Annotated in this window: 24 protein-coding genes and 3 pseudogenes; 16 read left to right on the top strand and 11 right to left on the bottom strand. The window is 68.5% G+C overall.

The annotated features are described in order from the left end of the window. The first annotated feature begins 19 nt into the window (after positions 1-19). The 9 genes and pseudogenes from AMETH_RS23410 (at position 20) to AMETH_RS37220 (ending at position 4,708) form a co-directional block, all read left to right on the top strand. The gene (locus AMETH_RS23410) at positions 20-436 is read left to right on the top strand and encodes an Asp23/Gls24 family envelope stress response protein (RefSeq protein ID WP_017983596.1); all 417 of its coding nucleotides are present in this window, start codon (positions 20-22) and stop codon (positions 434-436) included. A 98-nt stretch (positions 437-534) separates the two neighbouring features. Then, the gene (locus AMETH_RS23405; RefSeq protein WP_017983595.1) at positions 535-747 is read left to right on the top strand and encodes a hypothetical protein; all 213 of its coding nucleotides are present in this window, start codon (positions 535-537) and stop codon (positions 745-747) included. Between the two features lie 129 nt (positions 748-876). Continuing rightward, positions 877-1,347: an Asp23/Gls24 family envelope stress response protein gene (locus tag AMETH_RS23400; protein WP_017983594.1), complete on the top strand. Its 471-nt coding sequence runs from the start codon at positions 877-879 to the stop codon at positions 1,345-1,347. Further along, a complete protein-coding gene (locus AMETH_RS23395; protein WP_017983593.1) occupies positions 1,344-1,634 on the top strand; it encodes a hypothetical protein in 291 nt (96 codons plus the stop codon). The genes AMETH_RS23400 and AMETH_RS23395 overlap by 4 nt, the downstream gene beginning before the upstream one ends. 28 nt (positions 1,635-1,662) lie before the next feature. After that, positions 1,663-1,839 (top strand): hypothetical protein, encoded by a 177-nt coding sequence (locus AMETH_RS38795; protein ID WP_017983592.1) that lies wholly within the window; start codon positions 1,663-1,665, stop codon positions 1,837-1,839. Between the two features lie 8 nt (positions 1,840-1,847). Then, a complete protein-coding gene (locus AMETH_RS23385) occupies positions 1,848-2,234 on the top strand; it encodes an Asp23/Gls24 family envelope stress response protein (RefSeq protein ID WP_026153294.1) in 387 nt (128 codons plus the stop codon). Next, positions 2,231-2,764, top strand: a complete 534-nt coding sequence (locus AMETH_RS23380) for a DUF6286 domain-containing protein (protein WP_017983590.1) — start codon at positions 2,231-2,233, stop codon at positions 2,762-2,764. The genes AMETH_RS23385 and AMETH_RS23380 overlap by 4 nt, the downstream gene beginning before the upstream one ends. Then, entirely contained in the window at positions 2,764-3,339 is a 576-nt protein-coding gene (locus tag AMETH_RS23375) for an alkaline shock response membrane anchor protein AmaP (protein ID WP_017983589.1), read from the top strand. The genes AMETH_RS23380 and AMETH_RS23375 overlap by 1 nt, the downstream gene beginning before the upstream one ends. A gap of 217 nt (positions 3,340-3,556) precedes the next feature. Beyond that, positions 3,557-4,708, top strand: a pseudogene (locus tag AMETH_RS37220) (IS3 family transposase). 36 nt (positions 4,709-4,744) lie between these two features. Here AMETH_RS37220 and AMETH_RS42950 read toward each other — a convergent pair. Next, positions 4,745-4,849: pseudogene (locus tag AMETH_RS42950) on the bottom strand (transposase); the annotation flags it as partial. A 58-nt stretch (positions 4,850-4,907) separates the two neighbouring features. On the opposite strand from AMETH_RS42950, the gene AMETH_RS38165 reads away from it, so the two are divergent. Next, complete coding sequence (locus AMETH_RS38165; RefSeq protein ID WP_017983586.1) at positions 4,908-5,069, top strand: hypothetical protein; 162 nt, start codon at positions 4,908-4,910, stop codon at positions 5,067-5,069. A 295-nt stretch (positions 5,070-5,364) separates the two neighbouring features. Here the strand turns inward: AMETH_RS38165 and AMETH_RS23350 are convergent, their stop codons facing one another. Beyond that, positions 5,365-6,288, bottom strand: a complete 924-nt coding sequence (locus AMETH_RS23350; RefSeq protein ID WP_017983585.1) for a YhfZ family protein — start codon at positions 6,286-6,288, stop codon at positions 5,365-5,367. Between the two features lie 67 nt (positions 6,289-6,355). Here AMETH_RS23350 and AMETH_RS23345 point away from each other — a divergent pair, with 67 nt between their 5' ends. Genes AMETH_RS23345 through AMETH_RS23335 form a run of 3 tightly spaced genes read left to right on the top strand, consistent with a single transcriptional unit; the run spans position 6,356 to position 10,933 of the window. Next, positions 6,356-7,807: an FAD-binding oxidoreductase gene (locus tag AMETH_RS23345; RefSeq protein WP_156131719.1), complete on the top strand. Its 1,452-nt coding sequence runs from the start codon at positions 6,356-6,358 to the stop codon at positions 7,805-7,807. Positions 7,808-7,826: 19 nt separating this feature from the next. After that, positions 7,827-9,323, top strand: a complete 1,497-nt coding sequence (locus AMETH_RS23340) for an FGGY family carbohydrate kinase (RefSeq protein WP_017983583.1) — start codon at positions 7,827-7,829, stop codon at positions 9,321-9,323. Further along, positions 9,308-10,933, top strand: coding sequence for a glycerol-3-phosphate dehydrogenase/oxidase (locus AMETH_RS23335; RefSeq protein WP_017983582.1), 1,626 nt, complete (start codon positions 9,308-9,310; stop codon positions 10,931-10,933). Before AMETH_RS23340 ends, AMETH_RS23335 begins: the two co-directional genes overlap by 16 nt. A gap of 408 nt (positions 10,934-11,341) precedes the next feature. On the opposite strand, the gene AMETH_RS23330 is transcribed toward AMETH_RS23335, so the two are convergent. The 5 genes from AMETH_RS23330 to AMETH_RS23310 all read right to left on the bottom strand — a co-directional run bounded on the left by AMETH_RS23330 (position 11,342) and on the right by AMETH_RS23310 (position 16,370). Continuing rightward, positions 11,342-11,614 (bottom strand): choice-of-anchor A family protein, encoded by a 273-nt coding sequence (locus AMETH_RS23330; RefSeq protein ID WP_081617583.1) that lies wholly within the window; start codon positions 11,612-11,614, stop codon positions 11,342-11,344. Positions 11,615-11,889: 275 nt separating this feature from the next. Continuing rightward, positions 11,890-13,422 carry a xylulokinase gene (locus tag AMETH_RS23325; RefSeq protein ID WP_017983580.1) on the bottom strand — a complete coding sequence of 511 codons (1,533 nt, stop codon included), beginning with the start codon at positions 13,420-13,422 and terminating at the stop codon, positions 11,890-11,892. A 41-nt stretch (positions 13,423-13,463) separates the two neighbouring features. Continuing rightward, positions 13,464-14,345, bottom strand: coding sequence for a class I fructose-bisphosphate aldolase (locus AMETH_RS23320; protein WP_017983579.1), 882 nt, complete (start codon positions 14,343-14,345; stop codon positions 13,464-13,466). 39 nt (positions 14,346-14,384) lie between these two features. Next, entirely contained in the window at positions 14,385-15,428 is a 1,044-nt protein-coding gene (locus tag AMETH_RS23315; RefSeq protein WP_017983578.1) for a zinc-dependent alcohol dehydrogenase, read from the bottom strand. Between the two features lie 75 nt (positions 15,429-15,503). Then, positions 15,504-16,370, bottom strand: coding sequence for a DeoR/GlpR family DNA-binding transcription regulator (locus AMETH_RS23310; protein ID WP_156131718.1), 867 nt, complete (start codon positions 16,368-16,370; stop codon positions 15,504-15,506). 225 nt (positions 16,371-16,595) lie between these two features. Between AMETH_RS23310 and AMETH_RS23305 the strand changes: the two genes are divergently transcribed. Together AMETH_RS23305 and AMETH_RS42720 are read left to right on the top strand one after the other, a co-directional pair. Then, entirely contained in the window at positions 16,596-17,963 is a 1,368-nt protein-coding gene (locus AMETH_RS23305) for an MFS transporter (RefSeq protein ID WP_017983576.1), read from the top strand. 263 nt (positions 17,964-18,226) lie between these two features. Beyond that, entirely contained in the window at positions 18,227-18,547 is a 321-nt protein-coding gene (locus AMETH_RS42720) for a hypothetical protein (protein ID WP_167345507.1), read from the top strand. On the opposite strand, the gene AMETH_RS37215 is transcribed toward AMETH_RS42720, so the two are convergent. Further along, complete coding sequence (locus tag AMETH_RS37215) at positions 18,520-18,780, bottom strand: CYTH domain-containing protein (protein ID WP_267283493.1); 261 nt, start codon at positions 18,778-18,780, stop codon at positions 18,520-18,522. The genes AMETH_RS42720 and AMETH_RS37215 overlap by 28 nt on opposite strands. Positions 18,781-18,905: 125 nt before the next feature. Here AMETH_RS37215 and AMETH_RS37210 point away from each other — a divergent pair. Beyond that, positions 18,906-19,468, top strand: a pseudogene (locus AMETH_RS37210) (galactose-1-phosphate uridylyltransferase); the annotation flags it as partial. On the opposite strand, the gene AMETH_RS23290 reads toward AMETH_RS37210, so the two are convergent. The 3 genes from AMETH_RS23290 to AMETH_RS23280 form a co-directional block, all read right to left on the bottom strand. Continuing rightward, positions 19,467-20,417: a nucleoside hydrolase gene (locus AMETH_RS23290; RefSeq protein WP_156131717.1), complete on the bottom strand. Its 951-nt coding sequence runs from the start codon at positions 20,415-20,417 to the stop codon at positions 19,467-19,469. The pseudogene AMETH_RS37210 and the gene AMETH_RS23290 overlap by 2 nt on opposite strands. Before the next feature lie 129 nt (positions 20,418-20,546). Beyond that, positions 20,547-20,909, bottom strand: a complete 363-nt coding sequence (locus AMETH_RS23285; protein ID WP_017983570.1) for a cupin domain-containing protein — start codon at positions 20,907-20,909, stop codon at positions 20,547-20,549. Positions 20,910-20,951: 42 nt separating this feature from the next. After that, positions 20,952-22,046: a phosphotriesterase family protein gene (locus AMETH_RS23280; protein WP_167345554.1), complete on the bottom strand. Its 1,095-nt coding sequence runs from the start codon at positions 22,044-22,046 to the stop codon at positions 20,952-20,954. Positions 22,047-22,739: the final 693 nt, after the last annotated feature.

Here is a 22,739-nt window from a genome sequence, read left to right as displayed (position 1 = left end):
CAAGGGGGGGACCAGCGCAGTGATCACGATCGACGTCGAGGACGCCGCGGACCCGGCCACGAAGGCGGTCGTCGCCGCCCCGGTCATCGCTGCGGTCGTCGCGCACGTCGCAGTGGCCGTGCCGGGCGTCGTCCGTACCCAGCCCGGGCTGGGCGGGCCGGCCGCTTCCATCGTCCGCACCGCCAGGCAACGGATTCAGGGGCTGCAGCCGACACCGGCCGACGGAGTCCGCATCTTCCTCGCCGATCCGGACGCTGACCGTGCAGGGGTGCGGGTGGAGGTCGATATCGCCGTCTCCGGCCAGGATCAGGCGGCCGCGATCGCTCAGGCCGTTCAGCGCACTGTGACCCGAGCGGTGGAAGCCGCCACGGGCGTGCATGTGGCGTCCGTGTGGGTCACGATCCTCGACATCGAGGACCTGGGAGTCCAGGGGTGATCACCAGTCGCCGCGAGTTGTCCCAGGCGATGCTCACCGTCCTGCGTGATGTTCCCGGGCTTCGCCCGGCTGTGCCAGTGTTGCGAAAAGCAGGACGGTTGTCGTGGGATCTTGACCTGCTCGCCGTCGATGTGGACGACGGCGTCGTCGAGATCCGGCTCGTCGCGCTGATCCTGCCGCTGGCCCCGCTGCTGCAGCAGGCGGTGGGGGCGCTACGGCCGGTGCTGGAGGACAGCCGGTGGAAGGACACCCGGCTGTGGCTGGTCGTGACCGACCTCGACGCCACGGCGTTCACGACGAACCGCGAGTGACTCCGAGCACACGATTAGGTGAGTGACGCTTTCCCCGTGTCCGGGTCTATCTGGTGTGGACGGATCGCACCAGGTGCGAGACCGTCCCTGGTAACGGAAAATGATGCGGACCGACGTGAGGAGACAGTCATGACCAACGCCACTGCCAAGCCTGCCGCGGACACCCGCTCCGGTGCGGAGGTGGAAAAGACCGACGCCACCGCTCTGGTCACCAAGCAGGGCACCACGACCATCGCCGACACCGTGGTGCAGAAGATCGCCGGCCTGGCCACCCGCGAGGTGTCCGGCGTGCACGACCTGGGAGGTGGCGCGGCGCGGGCGTTCAGCGCGCTGCGTGAGCGGATCCCAGGGGCGACCGCGAGCGCCGGGCAGGGTGTGTCGGTCGAGGTGGGCGAGAAGCAAGCCGCCGTCGACCTGCAGCTGCTCGTCGAGTACGGAGTGTCCATCACGGACCTGTCGCGCTCGGTGCGGCGCAACGTGATCACCGCAGTGGAGAGCATGACCGGCCTGGAGGTGGTCGAGGTCAACATCAACGTGACCGACGTGTACATCCCCGGCGACGACAGCGACGCGCAGGCCGACTCCGACCGCGTGCAGTGACCGCGGGCGTCGAGATCGACGCCGGCCGCATTGCCACCGCAGTGCAGGCCTGCCCGCACGTGGCGGGCCTGCACGCCGGACGGTTCGGCGAAATAGCCACCTACCTGCCCGGTGGCCGCGTCCCTGGCGTGCGGATCCGGCCGGAGGAGATCACCGTGGGGGTCGTCGGCCACTACCCCGCGCCCGTCCGCGACATCGCACAGGAAGTCCGCGCCGCGGTCGGCGCGGTGGACCGGGTGGTGCACGTGTGGATCGGCGACATCGCGGACACCCCACAGCCGGCGTGAGTCCACGCAACGAAGGAAGGCGATCACCATGTCCACCACCCAGATCGGCCTGCTGACCGGCCTCGTGCTCGGCTTGGCGGCCGCGTTCGGCGGGTTCGGCGCGTTCCTCGCCGTGCTCGTGCTCGGCGGCCTCGGCCTGGCCGTCGGGCGCTACCTCGACGGCAAGCTCGACCTCGCGCAGCTCACCCGCCGCGATCGGGGGTAGGCATCTCCATGACCACCACAGCCGCACCCACGCCTGACATCGACGACCGTGGTATTACCACCGTGGCCGAACGCGCCGTCGAGCGGATCGCGGCCGAGGCCGTGACCGAGGTCGATGGTGTCGGCGGCGCCGCCGGACGGGTGCTCGGGATCGCAACCGGCGGCGAGGACCCCGACCGCTCCGCGAAAGTCACCGCCACCGTCGCCAACGGCTGCGCCACCCTGGCGGTGCGCTTGTCGGTCGTCTACCCGCGTTCGGTCGCGGCCACCACAGACGCCGCCCGCCGCCACCTGCGGCGCCGCGTGGCGGAGCTGACCGGCCTGCCGGTCACCCGGGTCGACATCACCGTCTCCGCCCTGCACACCAACACCGCCACCGCGAGGAGGGTGCAGTGAAACGCCGACCCCGCCGCAGTGTTCCCGCGGCACTGACCGCCCTGGCGCTGCTCGCCGCCGCGGTCGTCGTCGCCGTCTCCGCGATCCAGACCCTGCTCGGTGAGCAGCCGTGGCTCAGCTACGACACCGCTGCCCGCACCCTGCACGATCTGCAGTGGACCGACCTTCCAGTGGCGATCGCCGGTTTGGTCGTCGCGGTGCTGGGCCTGGTCCTGTTACTGGCCGCGATCCTGCCCGGCGCGCTTACCGTCCTGCCCCTGAAAGCGAACGCGGACGACGTTGACGCGGGCGTGTGTCGACGCAGCTACCTCAGCACGCTGCGGGCCGCGGCATCCACAGTGGACGGTGTCGCCCACGCGAAGCTGAAGCTTCACCGCCGCACGGTGGCTGCCGTCGTGCGCACCGACCGCGCCAAGCCCGACGGCCTCGACGGTGCGGTCCGCAGCGCGCTGACCGAGCGGCTCGAGCAGATCCAGCCCGCCACGCCGCCGAAACTCAAGGTCGTCGTCAAGGCCCCGAGGAGCCGGTGATGCCCAGCCTCAACCGACCCGCCCGCCTCAACCGCAGCCTGCTCATACTGTTCGGCCTGCTCTTGATCGCCGTCGGCTCCCTCACCCTGGCCACGCATTTCCGCGCGCTGACCGTGATCGACCCCGACGCGCCACTCGTGCCCGGCACCGCCGCCCCGCCCACCTGGGCGTACTACGCCACCGTCGCTGGGGCGATCCTCGCCGGCCTGCTCGCGCTGCGATGGCTGCTCGCGCAGCTGGCCCACAAACCCAAATCCCGCACCTGGCGCCTGGAATCCGACCCTGACACCGGCCGCACCGAACTGCCCGCCGCCGTCGCGGTCGCCCCGCTCACCGAGGAGATCCGCGGCTACCCCAGCGTGCACGACGCCCACGCGACACTCGCAGGCGAACGAGACAACGCCGCCCTCGCACTCGTCGTCACCGCTGAACAGGACACCAACATCACCGTCCTGCGCAAGGAAATCACCACAACCGCACTGCCCCGCCTGCGGCAGGCCCTCGACCTCGACAACCTGTCCACCACTCTCGAAGTTCGCTTCGCATCCGCCACCCCTACACGCTCGCTCCAGTGACAGAACCCGCTTATCTGTCACTCGTACAGAACCTCCGCCACGGAGGGAAACACCGCAAGCTGCGTGGCCGGACCGGGCCCCGCTCCAGGTTCCGCAGCATCCTGGCCCACCGCGACAGTCCGGACCGACGACCGAATCTATGAGGCGAGCGTGCGTGCCGCTCAGTGAACTGTCACGGGTTGGGGGCCGCTTCCTTGCGTGAGGATTGATGGTCACTATGTCGAAGCGTTACCCGCCTGAGGTTCGGGAGAAGGCCCTGCGTCTGGCTCTTGATCACCTGGAGGAGTAGGGGTCCGCCTATGCCGCTGCGCATGCGATCGGGCCGCGGGCGGATGTGCATCCGGAGACGTTGCGGGTGTGGATCGTGAAGGCGCTCAAGCAGCAGCCCCTGCGGGGCGGGCCGGGCGCGCGGGCCGCTGGTGAGCTGGCGGCGGCTGAGCGTGCCGAGTTGGACAGGTTGCGCAGGGAGAACCGTGAGCTCAAGCAGTCCAATGAGATCCTGAAGCTGGCCTCGGCTTTTTTCGCAATCCAGATCGCGCCCCGGACCTACCGCAAAGCCCGTCGACGGTCGCCATCAAGCCGGGACATCGCTGATGCGCGTGTGGAGAACGCCCTGCGTGGCGTGGCAGGCAAGCCTGAGGCGATGTACGGCGGCGGAAGATGACCCGCTGGCTGCGCCGCCAGGGACATGACGTGGCGTTGTGCACCCCTCGACCGGATCATGCGCCAACTCGGCCTCAACGGAGTGACCAGAGGCCGGGCACCGCGGACCACGATCCGCGCCGCGGACGGCGTGCGAGCCGGTAACCAGCTCAACAGGGACTTCACCGCCCAGGCCCCGAACCAGGCCTGGGTCGCCGACTTCACCTACGTCTCGACCTGGACCGGATGGGCCTACGTGGCGTTCGTGTTCGACGTGTACTCGCGCACCATCGTCGGCTGGACCGCGGCGAACACGAAAACCACCGCGCTGGTCTCCCAAGCGCTGAACATGGCGATCTGGCGACGTGATCACTACGGGCATCCGGTTGAGCCGGGCCTGATCCACCACAGCGATGCCGGTTCGCAATACACATCAGTCGCGTTCACCGAATCCCTTGCAGTGCAAGGACTCTCCGCGGCTATCGGCTCGGTGGGTGATGCCTACGACAACGCGCTCGCCGAGTCCATCATCGGACTGTTCAAAACCGAGGTCGTCAACCGGCACGGACCATTCAAAACCCTCGCCATGGTCGAATACGCGGTCATCGAATGGGTCGACTGGTACAACAACGCCCGCCTCCACTCCCGGCTGGGCTACCTCACCCCCGTCGAGTATGAACACGCCTACTACGCTCAACACCAGCCACGCCAACCGGCGATGGTCTGACACCGAAGCCGGTCCCCAACCCGTGACGGTTCACCCTTCGGAAATCCCGAAGTCCCGGGCGATCCGGGGCAACGGGGCCTCGCCCTTGCGGGCGACCGCGACCACGTCGCGGCGGAACTCCTCTGGATAAGGCTTCGGCATGACAGACATCCTTCCACCGCGAGGCAGATCCTCACAGGTCAGGAGTCGATTAAACCGGGTGCAGTCCCTCGCGAACACCTTTGTACTGTACGAAAAGTACACCGACGCCTCCGATTACGAAGAGCACCGGGCGACCGAGACCTCGCGGTCCTACGTCCTCGGCGAGGCCCTGCCCGAGCTGGCGGAGCGGAGTGTCGCCGACTTCGAGGTGCTTGACTGACTCGTTCGCATCACTCGTGACGCTGATTGATCAACAAATGCTGGATCCCAACCGTCCTTCCAGAGCTCCCGTCAAAAGATGAGGCGGGTCGATGCGTGGCCAGGCGATGTCAGCGTTGTTCGCAGTGGTAGAACAGCGTGACGTAGTGAGCCGGCGTGGCAGCATTGTCTGCCTCGGCCTGCGGCCAGGCGCTGTGTGCCCTTTCCTGACCGGCGATCAAGTCGACCTCAGCGGACTCCCGACCGACCGACGATCGGTGACGGCCGGTCTCGCAGGCCGCGCACGGCATCCCCGGTTACTTGCCAGTGGGGGTGTCGGGGTTCCATCGGGGATCGGTCAGGATCGCGCGGAACACCGAGGTCAGCTCCTGGCGGCGTGCGCTGCCCACGAGCGCTGCCGCGGAGATCTCCGACCAGACGACCTCGGCGCGGTCCGGAAGTGGCACACACGCCAAGCCCGCCAGGTCCAGCGGGATCAGTGTGTGACTGCGATGCCACACCCCCGCGTCGACATCGCCGCGCAGGACCGCGGCCGGCACATCCGGGAACCGGTGGCCGACGTAGGTGTAGCCGGCCGCACGTGGATAGGACGCCTCGGTCAGTGCGACGTGGTCGGGCGAGTCCCAGTCGATCGCCACCCGTTGCGGGACAACAGCCAGCTCAGCGGCCCTGCGGACCGAAACCAGCCTGCCCCGGCCGTAGTAGGTGCCCGGTGCCAGCTGCCGGACGTGGACGTCGCCCAGCCGGCGGGCGGCCGCCTCGAGCACACCCGCGGAAACGACCGCGACATCCGCCCGGTCGTCGGCGATGCTGTCCAGCCGGCGGGAACCGCCTCGCTGATGGCGGACGGTGTGGGGAATTCCAGCCACCGTCAGGTCGTCGGTCAGGGCCTCGGAGAGGAGTTCGACCTCCTCAGGACCTCCGGGCGGCAGCAGCAGGCGAACGGGGGGCAAGCCGGCCAGCGCCCACGCCCGGCCGAGATCGATCGACTCGACAGCGCGACCGCGCGCGCCGTGCGAGGTGGTGGTGACCGCTCCCTGCTCGGCCAGCGTGGCCATCGCGCGCTGGATCGTGCCCGCCGTGCCGCCCACCGTCCGGGCGTAGTGCGCGTTGGTCGGAAGCCGCTCGCCGACACCCAGTTGCAGCGCGTCGATCACGACGGCCCGGAGCACCCGCGGCAACGGGCGATCCGACGCGGCCGGGCGGATCCGGTCGTTCACCTGCCCACTCCCAACTGTCGATGGTCAGGAACTCTACTGGTACCCCGGGCTGGCTATTGCTCCAAAAATGGAGTATTACTGGGAGGTGCATGCCAGTTGTCGTCGATCGCCGGGAAGTAACGTGTCCGAGTCCGAGCTGCTCATCCGTCAACTCACCGCGGCCGTGGGGGCCGGGAAGGTCCTGACCGATCCCGCGGTCCTGTCGGCCACCAGTCATGACACCTGGCCGGTGTCGACCAAGTGGGCGCGCCAGGACCAGCATCCGTACCGGGGTGACGTGGTCATTCGGGCCGGCTCCGAGGCCGATGTCGTGGCGGTTCTCGAGGTCGCGGAGGAGACCGGGGTGCCGGTCACCACGCGGGGGCTCGGCTCGTCGGTGACCGGGCAGCCGCTGCCCACCCGTGGCGGGATCGTGCTCGACCTGTCCGGGCTGACGGGGCCGCACGAGGTCGACGAGGTCGACATGACGGTGACTGCGCCGGCCGGGATGAACGGTGGTGCGCTCGAGGACGCTCTCAACCAGGCCGGCTGGACGATGCGGTTCTCGCCGCAGTCGCTGTACCGGTCTTCGGTCGGCGGCTGGCTCGCCACTCTGGCCACCGGCCAGTTTTCGTCGCGCTACGGCGGGGTCGAGGACCTGGTCGTCGGCTACCGGGTGGTTCTCGCCGGGGGCGAGGTGGCCGAGTTGACCGCGTCACCGCGAGCGGCGATGGGGCCGGATCTGCGACGGGTGTTCCTGGGCTCGGAGGGGACCCTCGGTGTCATCACCCGCGTCACCCTGAAGATCGTCCCGCTACCCGCCGCCCAGCATCTGCAGACGTTCCTCGTCCCGGATGTGACGACCGGGCTGGCGATCATGCGTGAACAGGCCGCGCGGGGTCTGCGGCCGTCCCTGCTGCGGCTCTACGACGCCGACGAGGCACGGCACGCGATGGCCGATCCGGACTTCGATGGGACGGTGCTCTTTGTCGGCACCGAAGGTGAGCCCGAAGTGGCAGCGGCCGAGATGACGGTGCTGACGACGATGGCCACCGAACGAGGCGCGACCGAGCTCGGCCCGGAACCCGTGCAGGCCTGGCTGGACCGGCGATTCGACTTCTCCACGGTGGAGAAGCGCCTCGACACCCCCGGCGGCTTCGCCGAGACCATCGAGGTCGCCCACACCTGGCGGCATATCGAGGGCCTCTATGCCGCCATCCGCAAGGCGCTCGAGCCACTCGCGGACGAGGTGCTGGTGCACTTCTCGCACGTCTATCCGCAGGGCACGTCGATGTACGTGATCCTTCTCGGTCAGGTGGCCGACGACGCCGCGGCGAGCGCGCGGCTCGCCGAAATCTGGGCGACCACGATGCAGATCGGCCTCGACCACGGCGCCGAGCTTTCCCACCATCACGGTGGCGGCCTGGCCCGCTCTCCGTACTCGCGTCGCTCGCTGGGGGCGGCGCACGGGGTGCTGCGGCGGCTCAAGCACGCGCTTGACCCCGACGGGCTGCTCAACCCGGGCAAGCTCGGACTCTGACACCACAGGGGGCTCACCGATGAGCAACGACGACCGGCTGCTGGTCATCGACGAAGGCACCACCGGCACCCGCGCACTCGTTTTTGATGGCGCAGGCCGGCGCCTGAGTGCGTCCTACAGCGAGTTCACCCAGCATCATCCCGCGCCCGACCGGGTCGAGCACGATGCCGAGGAGATCTGGCAGCGCAGCCTCGAACGGATCGGCGAAGCACTCACCGAAGCCGGGACGGTTCCCGACGCCTTGGTCGCGGTGGGTATCACCAACCAGCGCGGTACGAGCCTGCTGTGGGACCGCGGCACCGGAAAGGCGATCACGCCGGCGATCGTGTGGCAGGATCTGCGCACCGCGGGCCTGGCCGCCCGGCTCGCGCCCGAGTGGGGACAGAAGGTCCAGGCCCGCACCGGCTGGACGCTCGCGCCGGTCTACTCGTGCCTGTCGCTGCACTGGTTGCTCGCCCACGACGCCGATCTGCGCGCCCGGGCCGAGGCCGGTGAACTGGCCTTCGGCACGATCGACTCGTGGTTGATCCACAAGCTCAGCGGCGGCGCCGCCCACGTGATCAGCGCCTCCAACGCCGTGGTGACCGGGTGCTACGACCTGCTGGCCGGCGAGTGGTACGGCGAGTGGCTCGACGCGCTCGAGATCCCGCGCGCCGTGTTGCCCGAGGTCGTCGACGACTCCGGGGTCATCGCGACCACCAGCGCCGAGGTGCTCGGTGCTGAGGTTCCGATCGCGGCCGCCGTCGCCGACCAGTCCGCCGCGCTCTTCGGCCAGGGCTGCCTGGAACCGGGCGAGGCCAAGACCACCCACGGCACCGGGACGTTCCTCGACCTCAATACCGGCACCACGCCGGTGATCTCCGAGCACGGCCTGTCGACCATCATCGCGTGGCGGCGGGAGGGCGTGACCACCTACGGGCTGGAGGGCTACGCGCCGGTCACCGGCGCGGCGGTGCAATGGCTGCGCGACGGTGCCGGACTGCTCCGGACCGCGGCCGAGACGCAGGAGCTCGCCGGCAGGGTCGCGGACAACGGCGGCGTCTACTTCGTCCCGGCGCTGACCGGGCTGGCCGCACCGTCCTGGGACTCCTCCGCGCGTGGCCTGCTGATCGGGATCTCGCCGGGGACGACGCGGGAGCACCTGGCCCGCGCCGCTCTGGAGGGGATCGTCTACTCCATCAAGGACTTCACCGACCTGATGGCCACCGAATCGGGTCGTCCGATCACCAGCCTGCGGGCCGACGGAGGAGCTTCGGCCAACGACTTCCTGCTGCAGTTCCAGGCCGACATGCTCGATGCGACCATCCACCGCCCGGCCGACGTCGAGGCGACGTCCATCGGCACCGCCTACCTCGCCGGGCTCGCCGTCGGAGTCTGGAAGACCCCGGAGGAGTGCTTCCGCGGGGTCACCGACGACGCCGTGTTCACCCCCGCCATGGACCCGGCCGTCCGCAAGGCGCATCACGAGGAATGGAGCCGGGCAGTCGAACGAGCGAGAGGATGGATCCGGTCGTGAAGCGTTTCGCCCCATCCGACCTACCCGCGCGGGCGGACGTCCTGATCATCGGAGGAGGTATCACGGGCGCGTCCGCCGCACGCGACGCCGCCCTGCGCGGACTGTCCACTGTGCTCGTCGAACGCGACGACTTTGCCTCGGGCACGTCCTCACGGTCGTCCAAACTCATCCACGGCGGCCTGCGCTACCTGCAGACATACCAGTTCAGGATGGTCCACGAGTCGGTCCACGAGCGCGAGGTCATGATGCGCATCGCCCCGCACCTGGCGGACCTGCGGCCCTTCCTCTACTTGCTCTACCGCGGATACCCCGAGGGCAAGGCATTGCTCAACCTGGGGCTGACGTTCTACGACGCCTTCTCGCGAGCTCCCTTGCGACGGTGGCACCGCATGCTCGGGCGCGATGCCGTACTACGCCGCGAGCCGCACCTGAACCCGGACGGTCTCACCGGGGGCGGGCTCTACCACGACGCCATGACCGACGACGCCCGTCTGGTCATCGACGTGCTGGAATCCGCCTGGCGCGCAGGAGCGTTGTTGGCCAACCACAGCGAGGCCACCGGCCTGGTACACGAACGCGGCCGCGTCGCCGGCGCCGAAGTCACGGATCGGATCACCGGTGAACAGACCGTGATACGGGCCCGTACCGTCGTCAACGCCGCGGGACCGTGGGTCGACCGCGTCCTCGGGCTCGAGCGCCCGGTGACCCAACCGACGCTGCGGCCGACCAAGGGAGTCCATCTTGTCCTGCGTACAGAGGACTTTCCTTTGCAAACCGCGGTTTTTCTGCGCTCACCGTCCGACAACCGTGTTGTCTGGCCCACTCCGACGGCCGACGGCCGCCACGTCTACATCGGAACCACCGACACCGACTTTCACGGCTCACCGTCCGATGTGGTCGCCGATGACCGGGACATCGACTACCTGCTCGAGGTCGCCAACCACACCCTTCCCGATGCCAACGTCGGTCCGGAGCACGTCGTCGCCACCTGGGCCGGGCTCCGCCCGATCGTCGCTCCAACGCCCGGCACCTCGAATTCCGACGCCTCCCGCGAGCACACCATCACCGAAGGACCCACCGGTCTCATCACCGTGGCCGGAGGAAAGCTCACCACGGCACGGATCATGGGGCGCCAGATCGTCGAGCACGCCATCGAGCAGCTGCGTCGCGACCACGGGATCCGTTCGGTACCCACGAGCACGACGGGAACCGTCCCGATCGCCGGCGGCGATCCCGCCGACCGATTCCGCGCCGAACGGGCGGTCGCGACGGCTCCCGGTGACCTCGCGCAGCGCTGGCTGCGCCGCTACGGCGGTAACGCCGGGCGCGTCGCCGCCGCCGGTACGCACGAACGCATCGCTGGTACGGACCTGACCGACGCTGAAATCCGCTACGCCGTCGACCACGAGATGGCCATGACGGTCGCTGACGTCCTGGTCCGGCGAACTGGGTCGTTCTTCTGGTCCGCCGACGGCGACGCCGCCGCGATCGACCGCGTCTCGGACGTCCTGGCCGAGGGGCGCCGATACCCGGACGACGTCCGGAAGGCGCAGCAGGCTGACTACAAGGACTGGGTCGCCCGCAACCGCGGCAGACGTACTTCGCCCTGACCTACGGCGTTTGACTCCACGACGCCTGAACGCGTGCGCGGAACGTTGGTGAGCCGGCCGAAGTTCGCCGGTCTGTCCAGATCCGCGTGCCAGCCCATGGCCCGTCCCGCCTCCGGAAGGCACGCGGACCGGCTGGCGTCGGTCTCGGCGGATGGGAAGGAACCGTCACAGCCCGCTACGGCCGGTGTGACCGCCGCTGGCGCACGGCCGGAAACGCAGCACGCCCGCCTCAGCAGCACACCCAGCGCGGGCAACCAGCCCAGGTCGACACCGGTCCGGGCCAGGCCGCCAGTGTTGCCCGGCGAACTGCGGATCGGCGCGACTACCTCGCCGGTGGTGGTGGCGCCGGTGGTCATCGGGGTCGTCGTGGCCGTGCTGTTCGTCCCGGGCGTGGTCACCGTGGTGCGCTCACCGGGTTGCCGTCCTGGTCCCGCCGAGCAGGTTGACCAGCACGGTTGCGTTTGCCGCGATGCCGTCGAACATGATGGTCTGCGCGTCGCCGGTGCTGCCGGCCAGGTCGAAGTTCACGTTGAACACCCGGAGCGCGGACGTGTCGGCGCTGGTGAAGGTGGTCTGATGGCTCGCGTTGGTCACCGTGCCGGTGGGCGGGCGACCGGTGCCGGAGTCGGTTGGGCGTAGCGATGGTGCCGCCGGCCATGCCGGCGTGCCGGACCACGCCACCGGGCGGCGAGTCGCCGACCGCGTCCAGTGTCTGTCCGGATGTGACGGTGACGTTGGCGCCGGTGGTCAGCCAGTCGGTGCCGTTCGCCAGGGCACCCGGGAACCGACTCCAGCAACGCCGATGTTGTACCCGGACCACCCGCCGGGTGCTGTGTTCTGGTCGACATTTCCCAGCACCACGATCCGGCCTTCGGCCTCGGCGGCCCCGTCGCGCACCCGGTGCCGCCGCCATACCCGCCCCCTCGCTCGGGCCGTCGCAACGGCCGGCCCTGGTCTCATTGTGGCCAGGATGCCGACACCGCCACGGAACCGCCTGGATCGTGCCCTGGTTGATGCACCGGGACTGGGAACGGCCGGCCCACCACGGCCGTCCAGTGTTCGGCGAACCGGCGCCAGCGCCGCCCGATCACGCCCATCCACTCCGGACGTGGCAGGACGCGCCGTGCCGCGGGGGCGGACACGGGTGGGTGGCCGGAGGCAACAGCGGCCATCCCCGCCGCGCCCATCGCGGGCAGGTGGGACTCTTCGACGAGGTCGACCGGACGGCAGAAAGCATCGGCGACGATCTGCGGAAAGGGATCTGAGGGACCGAAATGGCCAGTGAGGATGATGGGCGTGGACGGGGGGAGGTTCCCGGTCACACAGATTTCCATTACCAGCCGGGCTGCGAACACGACTCCCTCGACCACTCCCCAGGCGGCCGCCCGGGACTCCGTTCCCGGCACCAGGCCCTGCAACGCGGTCCTCGGGCGTTCCAGCCACAGTGGACCGCGCTCGGGCACTACGTGCGGGATGAACACGGGCGCGTCGACGATCTTGTCCGGCGTCGCGCGGCCGGCGTCCGCGGTCAACCGGGCAACCGCGTCGCCGCTGCGGCCGTGCCCGAGTAGCCGCGCACCCATCGCCAGGGCGTCACCACCGTTGATCGCCCCGTGCGTGAGCCAGCGGGAGGGCAGGACGTGCGAGCGGGTCAACGCCACCGGGAACGCGTCAGGGCTGGCGCTGCAGGTGGTGATCACGTGGGTGGTCCCGACCGTGTACAACGGCGGGCCGTTCTCCTCGAGGCCCAGGAAGTAGGCCGCTGCGGCGGTGTCGGCGGCGCCGACGACGACGGGCACACCGGCCGGGACGCCGAGCAATGCGGCAGCCGGGCCGGTGAGACGGCCCAGGACCTCGAGAGAGGGCTTCACCTCGGGTAGCAGGGACAGCGGGATGCCCATCCGTTCGGCCAGCCCGGGCAGCCAACGGTGGGAGCCGTCTGTGAGCGCCATCAGACCGAGGTAGGAGGCCTGGGTGGGATCCAGCGCCACTCGCCCGGTGAGCAGACGTCCGAGCCAGGTGCCCACCAGCCCCAGCGTGGTGCACTTCTCGGCCACGAGCGGGTTTTCCTTGGCGGCCACGGGCCACGCGAGCGCCATGGTCGTGGCGGGCTGTGGCCGGTTCGCCACCAGCTGGGCCTCGGCAGCGGTCCGCATCCGGACCGCACTCGAACATCGAGGTGGCAGAGCGGGGTGATCCCAGCCGATGCCCGGACCGATCGGCTCACCAGCGGCGTCCAGGAACAGCGCAACCGGCGAGTGCACAGCCGTGCCCACGGCTCTGACCTGCTCTGTGGCAGGACCGAGCGCTCGGCACGCCTCCGTGAGGCTGCGCAACCACGGGCCGGGATCGACCTCTCCGGTCCCGGCCCGGCGGGTGTCGCCGTGGGAGGCCTTGCTCCGGGCCGCTACCCGCCCGTTGCCGTCGACCAGGATCGCCTTCGTCGCTGAGGTGCCCAGGTCCACACCGAGGTACAGTCCGTCACTCATGCGCCGCTCCGTCTCATCGTCGAGCCGTCCTCAGCCGATACTCAGTCGAGCAATTTGGCTGCGGTCTCGGGGCGCTCTCCGCCGTGCACGACGGCGCGCAGGGCCGTCACCATCTTCGCGGGGTCCTCGGCACCCCAGATGTTGCGTCCGGTGGTGATTCCGTGCCCGCCGGCCTCGATCACCGATGCTGCCTGCTGCAACACCTGGAGCGGGCTGTCGGCCTTCGCGCCGCCCGCGGCGACGACGATGGCAGGCACGCCCTCGACGACTTTCGCGAACTCGGCGGTGGATCCCGTGTACCAGGTCTTGACGATGTCGGTTCCCATCTCGGCGGCAGCGCGCGCGGCGTACAGCACGGCCTCGGTGCTGCCCTTCTTGTCCGCGGGCCACAGCTCCCCGCTCGGGTAGGCATGGCACACCACCGGAAGGCCCACCTCGGCCGCTCGGGCCGTGATCGCGGCGAGCTCGGAAAATCCCTCGACCTGACTGCTGGAGCCCGCACTGATCCCGACGGCGACCGCATCGGCACCGAGCCGCAGGGCCTCGTCGACGGTGCCGACGGCCGCCTCACGCGTCAAATGGAAGTCCACGGAGAACGTGCTGGCCTTCATGATGAACGGAACGGGCGCCGGGTTGTGCGCCAGCAGGGCACCCGCCAGGCCCTTGAACATCGTGACGGCGTCCGGGCCGGCGGAAGCGATGGCAGCGTAGGTCGGCGCGATGTCGGCCAGTCGCGGCGCGACACCGCGGGGTACCGCCTGATCCAGGGCAACCGTGACCGTGCGGCCGGTCTCGCCGAAGAGCCGGCGCAGGCGAATTGCACGACCGAGCGCGGCCGTGGTGCCGTAAGGGGTGATCTGCAGCGCGTCGGACGGCAGGGTGCTCGGGATCTGGCGGGTGGAAGTGCCCACAACGGCGGTCATGGAGGTCTCCTCGTCTGTGTTGGGTCGGGCAGGTGCGGTTCAGCCCCAGGGCGCCACTCCGACACGGAGGTCGCGGCCGGAGGCGGCGAGGTGGAGCGCGTCGGTCACGGCGTCGATCGGGAGCTGGGTGCCTACGAGGTCCTCCACATGCAGGGCTCCGCTGCGGACCAGGCCCGCGACGGCCTGGAAGTCGCCCAGACGGGAGGAGGACGCGCCGACGAAGGTCCATTCGTTGTAGTGCACGTCGTTGGCCGGGATCTCCAGGTTGGTGCCCTCCCCGCTGAAACCGGCGAAGACGCTCACCCGCGCCCCGGGTGCGAGCACCCCGAGGTACGGGTGCACGGCGTCGGTGCGGCCGACGGCCATCACCAGGACGTCGACCCCCGCCCCCTCCGTCCAGTCCAGGATCCGGTCGGCCGCCCCGGGCCCGGGGGACAGGGCGAGGTCGGCCCCGGAAACCTCAGCGAGCGCGCGCCGTTCGCGAATCGGATCGACGGCCACGATCCGCTGCGCCCCGAGCTGGCGGGCGAGCCGGATGTGCATGAGTCCCAGCGGGCCACAACCGCTGACCAGCATGGTGGACGCGCCCTGCGCCGAGGCCAGCCGTTGGCCGTTGTACGCGCAGGCCAAGGGCTCGATGATGGCCGCCGCAGCGGGGGAGATGCCGTTGACGGCGACGACGTTACCGGCCCGGACGGCCGCGGCGGGAACCCGGACGAACTGGGAGAATCCGCCGGGCAACTGGTAGCCGAACGCGATCCGGTTGCGGCAGAGGTTGGGGTGTTCCCTGCTGCAGGCGACACAGTGCCCGCACGGCAACAACGGGTAGACGCAGACCAGGTCGCCGATCGACAGCCCGTCGGGCAGAGGCCCTGCGGAATCGGCGACGGTGGCCGAGAACTCGTGTCCCATCACCGTCGGATAGGTCACGTTGCGCTTCTTCCGGCCTTCGTAGATGCGTACGTCGGTACCGCAGACAAGCGCGCTTTCCACGCGTAGCAGCAGATCACCGTCGTCGAGCGCGGGGATGTCGGTCTCCACGACCTTGAGGTCGAGCGGTGCGTGCAGGACAGCCTGCTTCATGAGTTGTCTGGCTCCTGTCGAGTGTTGCGGGCGGCAGCAGGCCACCCCACCGGGAAGTGAGAACTGGGAACGGCGCTATCCGCCGACCTCGGTGGCCGCCGGGAGCGGGCACGTGACGACACGGAGCTGGGGGTTCGCCGCCGAGAACGACTCCACCAGGTCGGGATCGGCGCCGTCGTCGGTCACCAGCGTCCAGGGCCGCGTCATCGGCGACCAGTAGGACGGCCAGCCGGCGGTGAGCTTGGTCGAGTCGGCAACCACCACCACCGACCGTGCGTGGGCGGCCATCGTGCTCTTCAGAGCGCTCTGCTCCATGGTTCGGGAAGCGATTCCACGTCCCGGATCCACCGCGTCGCCGCCGAGGAAGGCGACGTCGGCGTACAGAGTTGCGACCATCTGCTCCGAGGCCGAACCGCTGATGGCCTGGTTGATGCGCCGGAGCCGTCCGCCCAGGACGACGATTTCGGTGTCCCCGTATTCGAGCAAGGTGGCCGTTGCGGCGATGCTGTTTGTGACGACAGTCAGGTGGGGGATGGTTCGCAAGACCCGGGCGAGCCGCTCCGTTGTACTCCCGGCGTCCAGCAGAACGACGGCTCCGGGCTCCACCCACTGTGCGGCGGTGCGCGCGATGGCGTCCTTCTGCGGGACATTGCTGAGTTCACGCTGCCGCACCGATTTCTCGGCGGGCGCCATCCCCAGAGCGGCACCACCGTAGGTGCGGGTGATCCGTCCTTCCTCACGCAACTGACCCAGGTCGCGGCGCACCGTCGCCGTGGAGACCCCCAACGTCGCTGCCAACTCGTCCACCGGCAACGAGCCGTCACCGCGCTGAACGAGCAGCTCGACGATGCGCTCACGCCGAACATGCGCGGGGAGCCGTTCGGGCTGGTTCATCATCCTCCTCGTGATCAGTTTGTGCACAAAGATGCTCGCATTGATCACACCGCGCCGTCAAGCTGGGCGCGTCAGCAACGACCTCAACCGCCCTGCTGATCGAACTGCTCAGAGATGTAGCACATCACTCATGCCTTCAAGTGCTTGACAGGAGTGACTGATCAGACTGAGCATGTCCCCGACGTTTTGTGGCACGAGCCACATCCTTGACGCAGATGTGTAGTGCGCAGATCAAGCACGCCGTCAGCCAGACTCAGCCCTAGGAGCACATTCATGGTCGAACCGAGCGTGCGAAAGCCGACGACGGCATCCGCACCCAGTACCGAGACCGGCGACGTCGAAGTCCCCGTGCGCCGGGCGTCCGGTGTCCGGACCAAAAAGCGGTGGGTGATAGCCGGCTTCTGTTTCGCCGGCCTCGCGATCAACTACGTCGATCGCTCTGCACTGTCGGTCGCCCTCCCCTTCATGACCGAGGACTTCCACCTCACCCCCGCCGAGCAGGGACTCATCCTGTCGGCCTTCTCCTGGACCTACGCCCTCCTGCAGCTCCCGGCGGGCGCCCTCATCGATCGGTTCGGAACGCGCGTCATGTTCGGCGCATCAGTCATGTTGTGGTCGGCGTTCACCTTGACCACCACGCTGGCCAGTGGATTCGCCTCCCTTCTCGGCTTCCGCCTCGGTCTGGGCGTCGGCGAATCAGGCGCCTACCCGTCCAGCGCCAAGGCCATCTCGCAGTGGTTCCCACGGCAGGAACGCGGCCGCGCCACGGCGTTCTACGACAGCGGGGCGAGAGTCGGTTCTGCCCTCGCGGTACCGGTTGTCGCGGCCATCACCGGGCTCTTCGGCTGGCAGGCCGTCTTCGTGATCATGGGAACGATCGGGATACTCTGGGCCGTCGGCTGGTGGGCCTACTACCGCAGCCCTGAGAAACACCCTGGTGTGAACGCGGCCGAGCTGAGCCACATCCAGGCCGGCAACGCCGCACCGAGTACCGCCGCCACAACCACCACCGTCCCGGCGGGCCGAGTTCGGGACCTCCTCCGGCACCGTACGGTCTGGGGCATGTTCGCCGGGTTCTCCTGCCTGAATTTCGTGGTCACCTTCTTCCTCACCTGGTTTCCCAGCTACCTCGTCGAGGAGCGCGGCTTCGACCTGCTCAAACTCGGCTTCTTCGGAGTCATCCCAGGCCTCACCGCGATCGTGGGATCGTGGGCGGGTGGTGCGGTAGGTGACGCACTGCTCGCCCGCGGCTGGTCACTCACCAGGACCCGCAAAACGTGCTTGGTTTCGGGAATGCTCACCAGCTCGGTCATCATGGCGGCCGTCCTGACCGAAGCGGCCTGGCTCGCGCTCGCCCTGCTCAGCCTGAGCTACTTCGCCAGCGCCTTCACCATGGTTTCGGTGTGGTGCCTGCCCGCCGATGTAGCACCGGAGCATCAGGTGGGTGTGCTCGGCGGAGGACAGAACTTCGTCGCCAACGTCGCCAGTGCCGTCAGCCCCATCGTCATCGGGGCGCTCGCCGGCGCGACGGGTTCGTTCGTGGCGCCGCTCATCCTGACCGGCGCAGTCGCGGTACTCGGAGCCCTGTCGTTCGGGCTGGTGATCCGACGGGTCGAGACGCTGCACACGAGCGGGACGTAACCCGGCACTTCCCGCCCGGCTGCGACCGAGCCCGGCGCTGCTCACGGATCCTCAACCAACCGTGAGCAGCGCCGGTGAGGTTGGTACCGTACCGTGTCGCAGCGGGATCGGGACGATGCGCACCTGATCAACGCCGCGTTCGGCGTTCACCACGACGACCCCACGTTCGGCTACGGGTTCATTGCCGACGAACTCCCGGCCCGGGGATCATCGCCAGCGACAAGCGGGTCGACCGCCCGTGCCGGGAGCAGCGGATCTGGAGCGTGTTCGCGAAGAATCGCGGCCTGACCCGCAAGACGGGACCACCGGTGCACGACGACCTCGTCACTCCTCGGTTCACCGCCACCGTGGCCGATCGGCGCCGGCGCACCGACGTCACCGAACAGCCCACCAGCGAAGGGAAACTCTTTCTCCAACCGCATCGACGGATACTCGGTCGACCAGCGAATGACCTCCGACCTCGCGAGCAACACCCTGAGCTACGCGATTTCCACTCGGAAACCGACGAGTCGGAGCCCGCGGCGCCAACGCCAAAACTTGATCGTGTTCTCGCTCGTCAGCTGTTCCTCGGCGAACCCGAGTAAGGAGGCTGTGCGGATGGCGTCACCACGGGTGTCAGCCACAATCTCCAGGTAGATGGGATGACGGGCCACTCGTCGATCCCCAAGCGGACGCCGTCAAGGCGGAAGCTGGTGCGGCGGTTCTCCTGGTGCGACTTGGGCGTGAATCCGAGGAGGCCGAGCAGTTCGTTGGTGTCGGCGAAGTCGCCGACGGTGACTTCGACTTCGTGTGTCCCGTCGATGGCGTCGCTGCGGATCTCCTTGACGCAGAGGGTGGTCTCGCTGCCGGTGTCGCGGAGCCGGATCCATTTCGATTGGTCGCCCGGCGTGATCTAGTAGATGTAGCGCCGCATGAGCCTGGTCTCGCCAACCTGCTGGCCGTCCGGTGGCCGCGAGCTCGGAGATCCGCCTCGACCCGCTCACTGGCGAGTGGGCCGCCACCGGCAGACCCGCACCTACAAACCGCCCGCCGGCCTGTGCCCGCTGTGCCCCAGCAAACCGGGCAAGCCCAGTGAGATCTCCGAGGCCGACTACGACGTGGTCGTGTTCGAGTACCGCTTCCCCGACCACGACGGGTTGTTCGCGAAGCTGAGCCCGTCCCGGGTGCGCATGGTCGTCGACGCGTGGGCCGACCGGACGGCGGCGCTGTCCGAAATCGACGGTCTGGAGCAGGTCTTCCCGTTCGAAAACCGCGGCGAGGAGATCGGTGTCATACTCCACCACCCGCCCGGTCAGATCTACGGCTACCCCTTCGTGACGCCGAAGACGCGCCGCATGCTCGACGTCGCCCGCGCCGGCGACGTGCTCGCCGCGGAGCGCGCGACGTTGGTCACGATCCCGTCCAACACCACGCGCGTCGCCCGTTCACGCAGCTCCCTCACCGCATTTTCCCGGTTGCGGAATCGTCTGCATTCTTCCTGGAACCAGAGCCCGCACAGACATCTCAGACTGCTCGACATTCTCCGCGCAGGCATTCGTCGAGAATCCGGTGGAATAGAGCCGAATCCGCGTGCTTCGCGAAGCGGACATTCGCCGGCTCGCCTCGGTTCCCGTGGAAGTCGACGGCAGTGCGTCCGTAGTTGTACGGGCTCACGGTGTCGACCTCGACGAAGGCGTCAGTGGTGTCAATGACTTTCGGGTCGATCGCATACGCGACGCACAACGCGTCATGCGGCGGTGCAGACGAGGCGGTCCCGATTGGGCCGGCAGACGCTTCGTAACCATCGATGTAGTACTCGGTCACAGCGGACACGAGGTCGCCGGCGAGTGTTCCCAGTGTTCGATAGCGGTGCAAGTCTTCCCTGCTGACGAGCACGTCGTGCGTCGCGTCGAGCGCGGCCATCGTCAGGCGCTTGATGCCCGCATTGAGAACGACGTTCGCTGCGACGGCGTCGGTGTAGATGTTGAACTCAGCGGACAGGGTTCGGTTCCCGAAGGTCGATGATCCGCCCATCAGGACGACCTCGTCGATCGAATCGAGGATGTCGGGTGCGACAGTGATCGCGGCGGCGATGTTGGTGAGCGGGGCGACTGGGATCAGCGTGACCTGCCTTGTTGTCTGGCGCAGAGTCTCGATGAGCCATTCCACGCCGTGCCAGCTTCGTGGTTGAAGCCCTGAGACGCCGACAGGCAGTGTGTTCTGATGGAATACGCCGTCCACCTCGTTCGCACCGTAGGCATAGGGCGTCGGAGCAAAGGGACGCGAGAGACCGGCGTGGACCTCGATGTCGCTCCTGCCGATCGCATTCAGCACCCGGAGGGTGTTGTCGGTGGCCTCTTCGAGTGAGAGGTTGCCGGCAACGGTTGTGCAACCAAGAAGCTCGATCGCGGGGTGTGTCGCGGCCATGGTGATGGCGACGGCGTCGTCGTTGCCGGTGTCGACATCGAGGATCACGGGACGGCGCATCATGCGGAGCCTTTCAAGGTCGGGTCCATGGGGGGGTGGGGACATGCTGGGCCATGTCTGCGCTCAAGTCCTGCTGTGCTCGCATCAGCAACCACGACTCGGGCCAGCGCCAGGTCGTCATGAGGAAGGTTGCTGGGCTCCGGAGTCCGACCAGACGGACACCTTGCGCAGCCGTTCCAAGGTGCGCCAGGTGTTTCGCTGACCGGCATTGAGGCGGACGATATCGCCTGGGCCGATCTCGATCCTCTCCTTCGTGTCCTCGAATGTCACTTCGGCGCGGCCCTCGAGAACGACGAAGATCTCATCGGCAGTGAGGCCGCCGATGAGGCCCGGCTCCGCCTCCCACACCCCGACGTTGACGCCGCCGACCATTCCGATGTGATGGGCCGCCGTGTGGATGGTTGTGCGGCTGTCTTCCAGGGACTCGTAGCCCTCTGCGTCGAGGTCGTAGTGGAATGCATTCCCGAGGTGTTGCGTCACCTTCTTGATCCTTTCGGTGTGTGAATCCAGTTGTCGCGGCTGTCACGCGAACTCTTCGTCGCTACGGGGTCTGCGAAGCTCCCAGCCGTGACATCCTCGACGGCTTTCGCCAGGGGCCGAGGCGCGCGCGGCGCCGATGAACAGGCGCCGGGGGTTGGTCGTCAGCAGATCGGCGGTCACACTGGCCGGCACCCCGTGACGCTCGAGCCGGGGGAGGAAGAGCCGGGGCACGTAGCCGACGCCGTTTCCGCCGTTCCGCGTCCACATGTTCTTGAGCGACAGGTCATGGCTGAGGAGGAGGCGGGAGGCGTGCCCAGCCTCGACGAGCCGCGCGATCGCCGTGGCCGTCTGGTCCGGCGAAGGCGACTGACCCTCGCCAGGAAAGTAGTTGGACATGCCGATCATGTCGAACTCGAGCCAGACACCTCGATCAGCTACCTCGCGTTGGTAGACAACGTCCTCGCCAGATGGATCCATGTGACACAGGACGACTGCCTCGGGCGCAACGCCCTCTTCGCTCAGCACGATATCCAGTACCTCGAAGGCGCGGCGTTGCCATCCCGGCAGGTGGATGAGAAGCGGTACGCCCAGTGCCAATTGAGCCCGAGCAGCCGCGCGGAGCCGGACCCGTTCTGCGACGGTGAACTCGGGCGAGACGCCGATCTCTCCGATCACACCCGGCTTCACCCCCGTGTCGCCGACGCCGTCGGCAAACTCGGCGAGGATCTGCGCGTAGAGCTCGTCTGCTGTGGCCAGGGCGGTTCCGCTGTCGTGATACGGGTGCACGTACCAACCAGAACCCATGACGATGTTGAGGCCGGTTCGCTCCGAGATCTCGCGCAGCGCACGCGGGTTCCGGCCGATATCTCCGTTGGTGCAGTCAACGACCGTCTGTCCTCCCGCGTCGATGAACCACTGGAGTTCATCGACGACGGCCGCGGTGTCTTCCAGGCGTGCGTTGTCGAGGCAGCACGACGGATCCTCTGTGAGCAGCCAACAGATCGAGGGATCCACACGTCGGACAAAGGCACTGCGGTCAACTGCGCCCTGGGGTTCGCACAGGGGCTTGGTCCAGTCGCAGATGAGGTGCTCGTGCGTCAGCGTGGTTCCAAGCTCGTCGGCCGGCACGGGTCCCATAACAGTGTTGACCTGGACCTCGCTGGCAGAGGCTTCGTCCACAGCTGCAGTTCCCTCGTTGAAGTCGGCGCCGCTCCGCTGCGGCCCGCATCCTCGGATCGTATACTCGAATCGTTTCTGGTGACAGCCAACTGGGTGAGAACCGCCCATACGGCGGTCTCAGCGCCGCCTGACCTGCGAGCGGGGCGTTCCGACGTCTAGGGCGGCACCATGACGTGCTCCGTGCGCGGTCGACGCCGCCAGCGCCGGATCGGCGCGAGGCAGCTCGCGGCAGCCTGCGGCGTGCGGCTTGTGCCCGCCGACCTGATCGACCGGGAAGTGCCCGCAACACCACCTGCACCGGACAATTGGCCACGTCGTGGCGACGTGGCCGATCACCAGTGCCGGCGCATCGTCCACGCCCGTGTCGACGTCCCGGACCAGCGGCATCCCCGCCCCTCAGGCGCTGGTGGGGTGCCCTTCGCGTGCGACCGCACCGGCCCGCAGGTCGCACGCCGCGGCAACGGCCCCGTCCCACATCGGTTGACATCCTGCGGGCTGCGCACGCGCGGCGGATGGGTGGAACCTGCTGCGAACGCTTGTGCGCCAGCGTGGGGCCGGAGCGATGGAAACGCTTCCACCAGCGTCCTGGCCCGGCATCCTGCTTGGATAGCCAGATTTTAGCGACGTCTGGCCGTGCCGTTGACAGTCAAA

This window comes from Amycolatopsis methanolica 239 (genome assembly GCF_000739085.1).
GTDB lineage: Bacteria > Actinomycetota > Actinomycetes > Mycobacteriales > Pseudonocardiaceae > Amycolatopsis_E > Amycolatopsis_E methanolica.
This window is presented reverse-complemented; position numbering and strand designations above follow the sequence as displayed.

What these genes read in the sequence shown, in the direction of transcription:
- AMETH_RS23400 (WP_017983594.1), top strand. Translation starts at nt 877, where the DNA reads ATGACCAACGCCACTGCCAAGCCTGCCGCGGACACCCGCTCCGGTGCG.
- AMETH_RS38795 (WP_017983592.1), top strand. Translation starts at nt 1,663, where the DNA reads ATGTCCACCACCCAGATCGGCCTGCTGACCGGCCTCGTGCTCGGCTTG.
- AMETH_RS23280 (WP_167345554.1), bottom strand. Translation starts at nt 22,046, where the DNA reads ATGGGACCCGTGCCGGCCGACGAGCTTGGAACCACGCTGACGCACGAG.
- AMETH_RS23385 (WP_026153294.1), top strand. Translation starts at nt 1,848, where the DNA reads ATGACCACCACAGCCGCACCCACGCCTGACATCGACGACCGTGGTATT.
- AMETH_RS23325 (WP_017983580.1), bottom strand. Translation starts at nt 13,422, where the DNA reads ATGAGTGACGGACTGTACCTCGGTGTGGACCTGGGCACCTCAGCGACG.
- AMETH_RS23320 (WP_017983579.1), bottom strand. Translation starts at nt 14,345, where the DNA reads ATGACCGCCGTTGTGGGCACTTCCACCCGCCAGATCCCGAGCACCCTG.
- AMETH_RS23340 (WP_017983583.1), top strand. Translation starts at nt 7,827, where the DNA reads ATGAGCAACGACGACCGGCTGCTGGTCATCGACGAAGGCACCACCGGC.
- AMETH_RS23305 (WP_017983576.1), top strand. Translation starts at nt 16,596, where the DNA reads ATGGTCGAACCGAGCGTGCGAAAGCCGACGACGGCATCCGCACCCAGT.
- AMETH_RS23375 (WP_017983589.1), top strand. Translation starts at nt 2,764, where the DNA reads ATGCCCAGCCTCAACCGACCCGCCCGCCTCAACCGCAGCCTGCTCATA.
- AMETH_RS23345 (WP_156131719.1), top strand. Translation starts at nt 6,356, where the DNA reads ATGGAGTATTACTGGGAGGTGCATGCCAGTTGTCGTCGATCGCCGGGA.
- AMETH_RS23335 (WP_017983582.1), top strand. Translation starts at nt 9,308, where the DNA reads ATGGATCCGGTCGTGAAGCGTTTCGCCCCATCCGACCTACCCGCGCGG.
- AMETH_RS23315 (WP_017983578.1), bottom strand. Translation starts at nt 15,428, where the DNA reads ATGAAGCAGGCTGTCCTGCACGCACCGCTCGACCTCAAGGTCGTGGAG.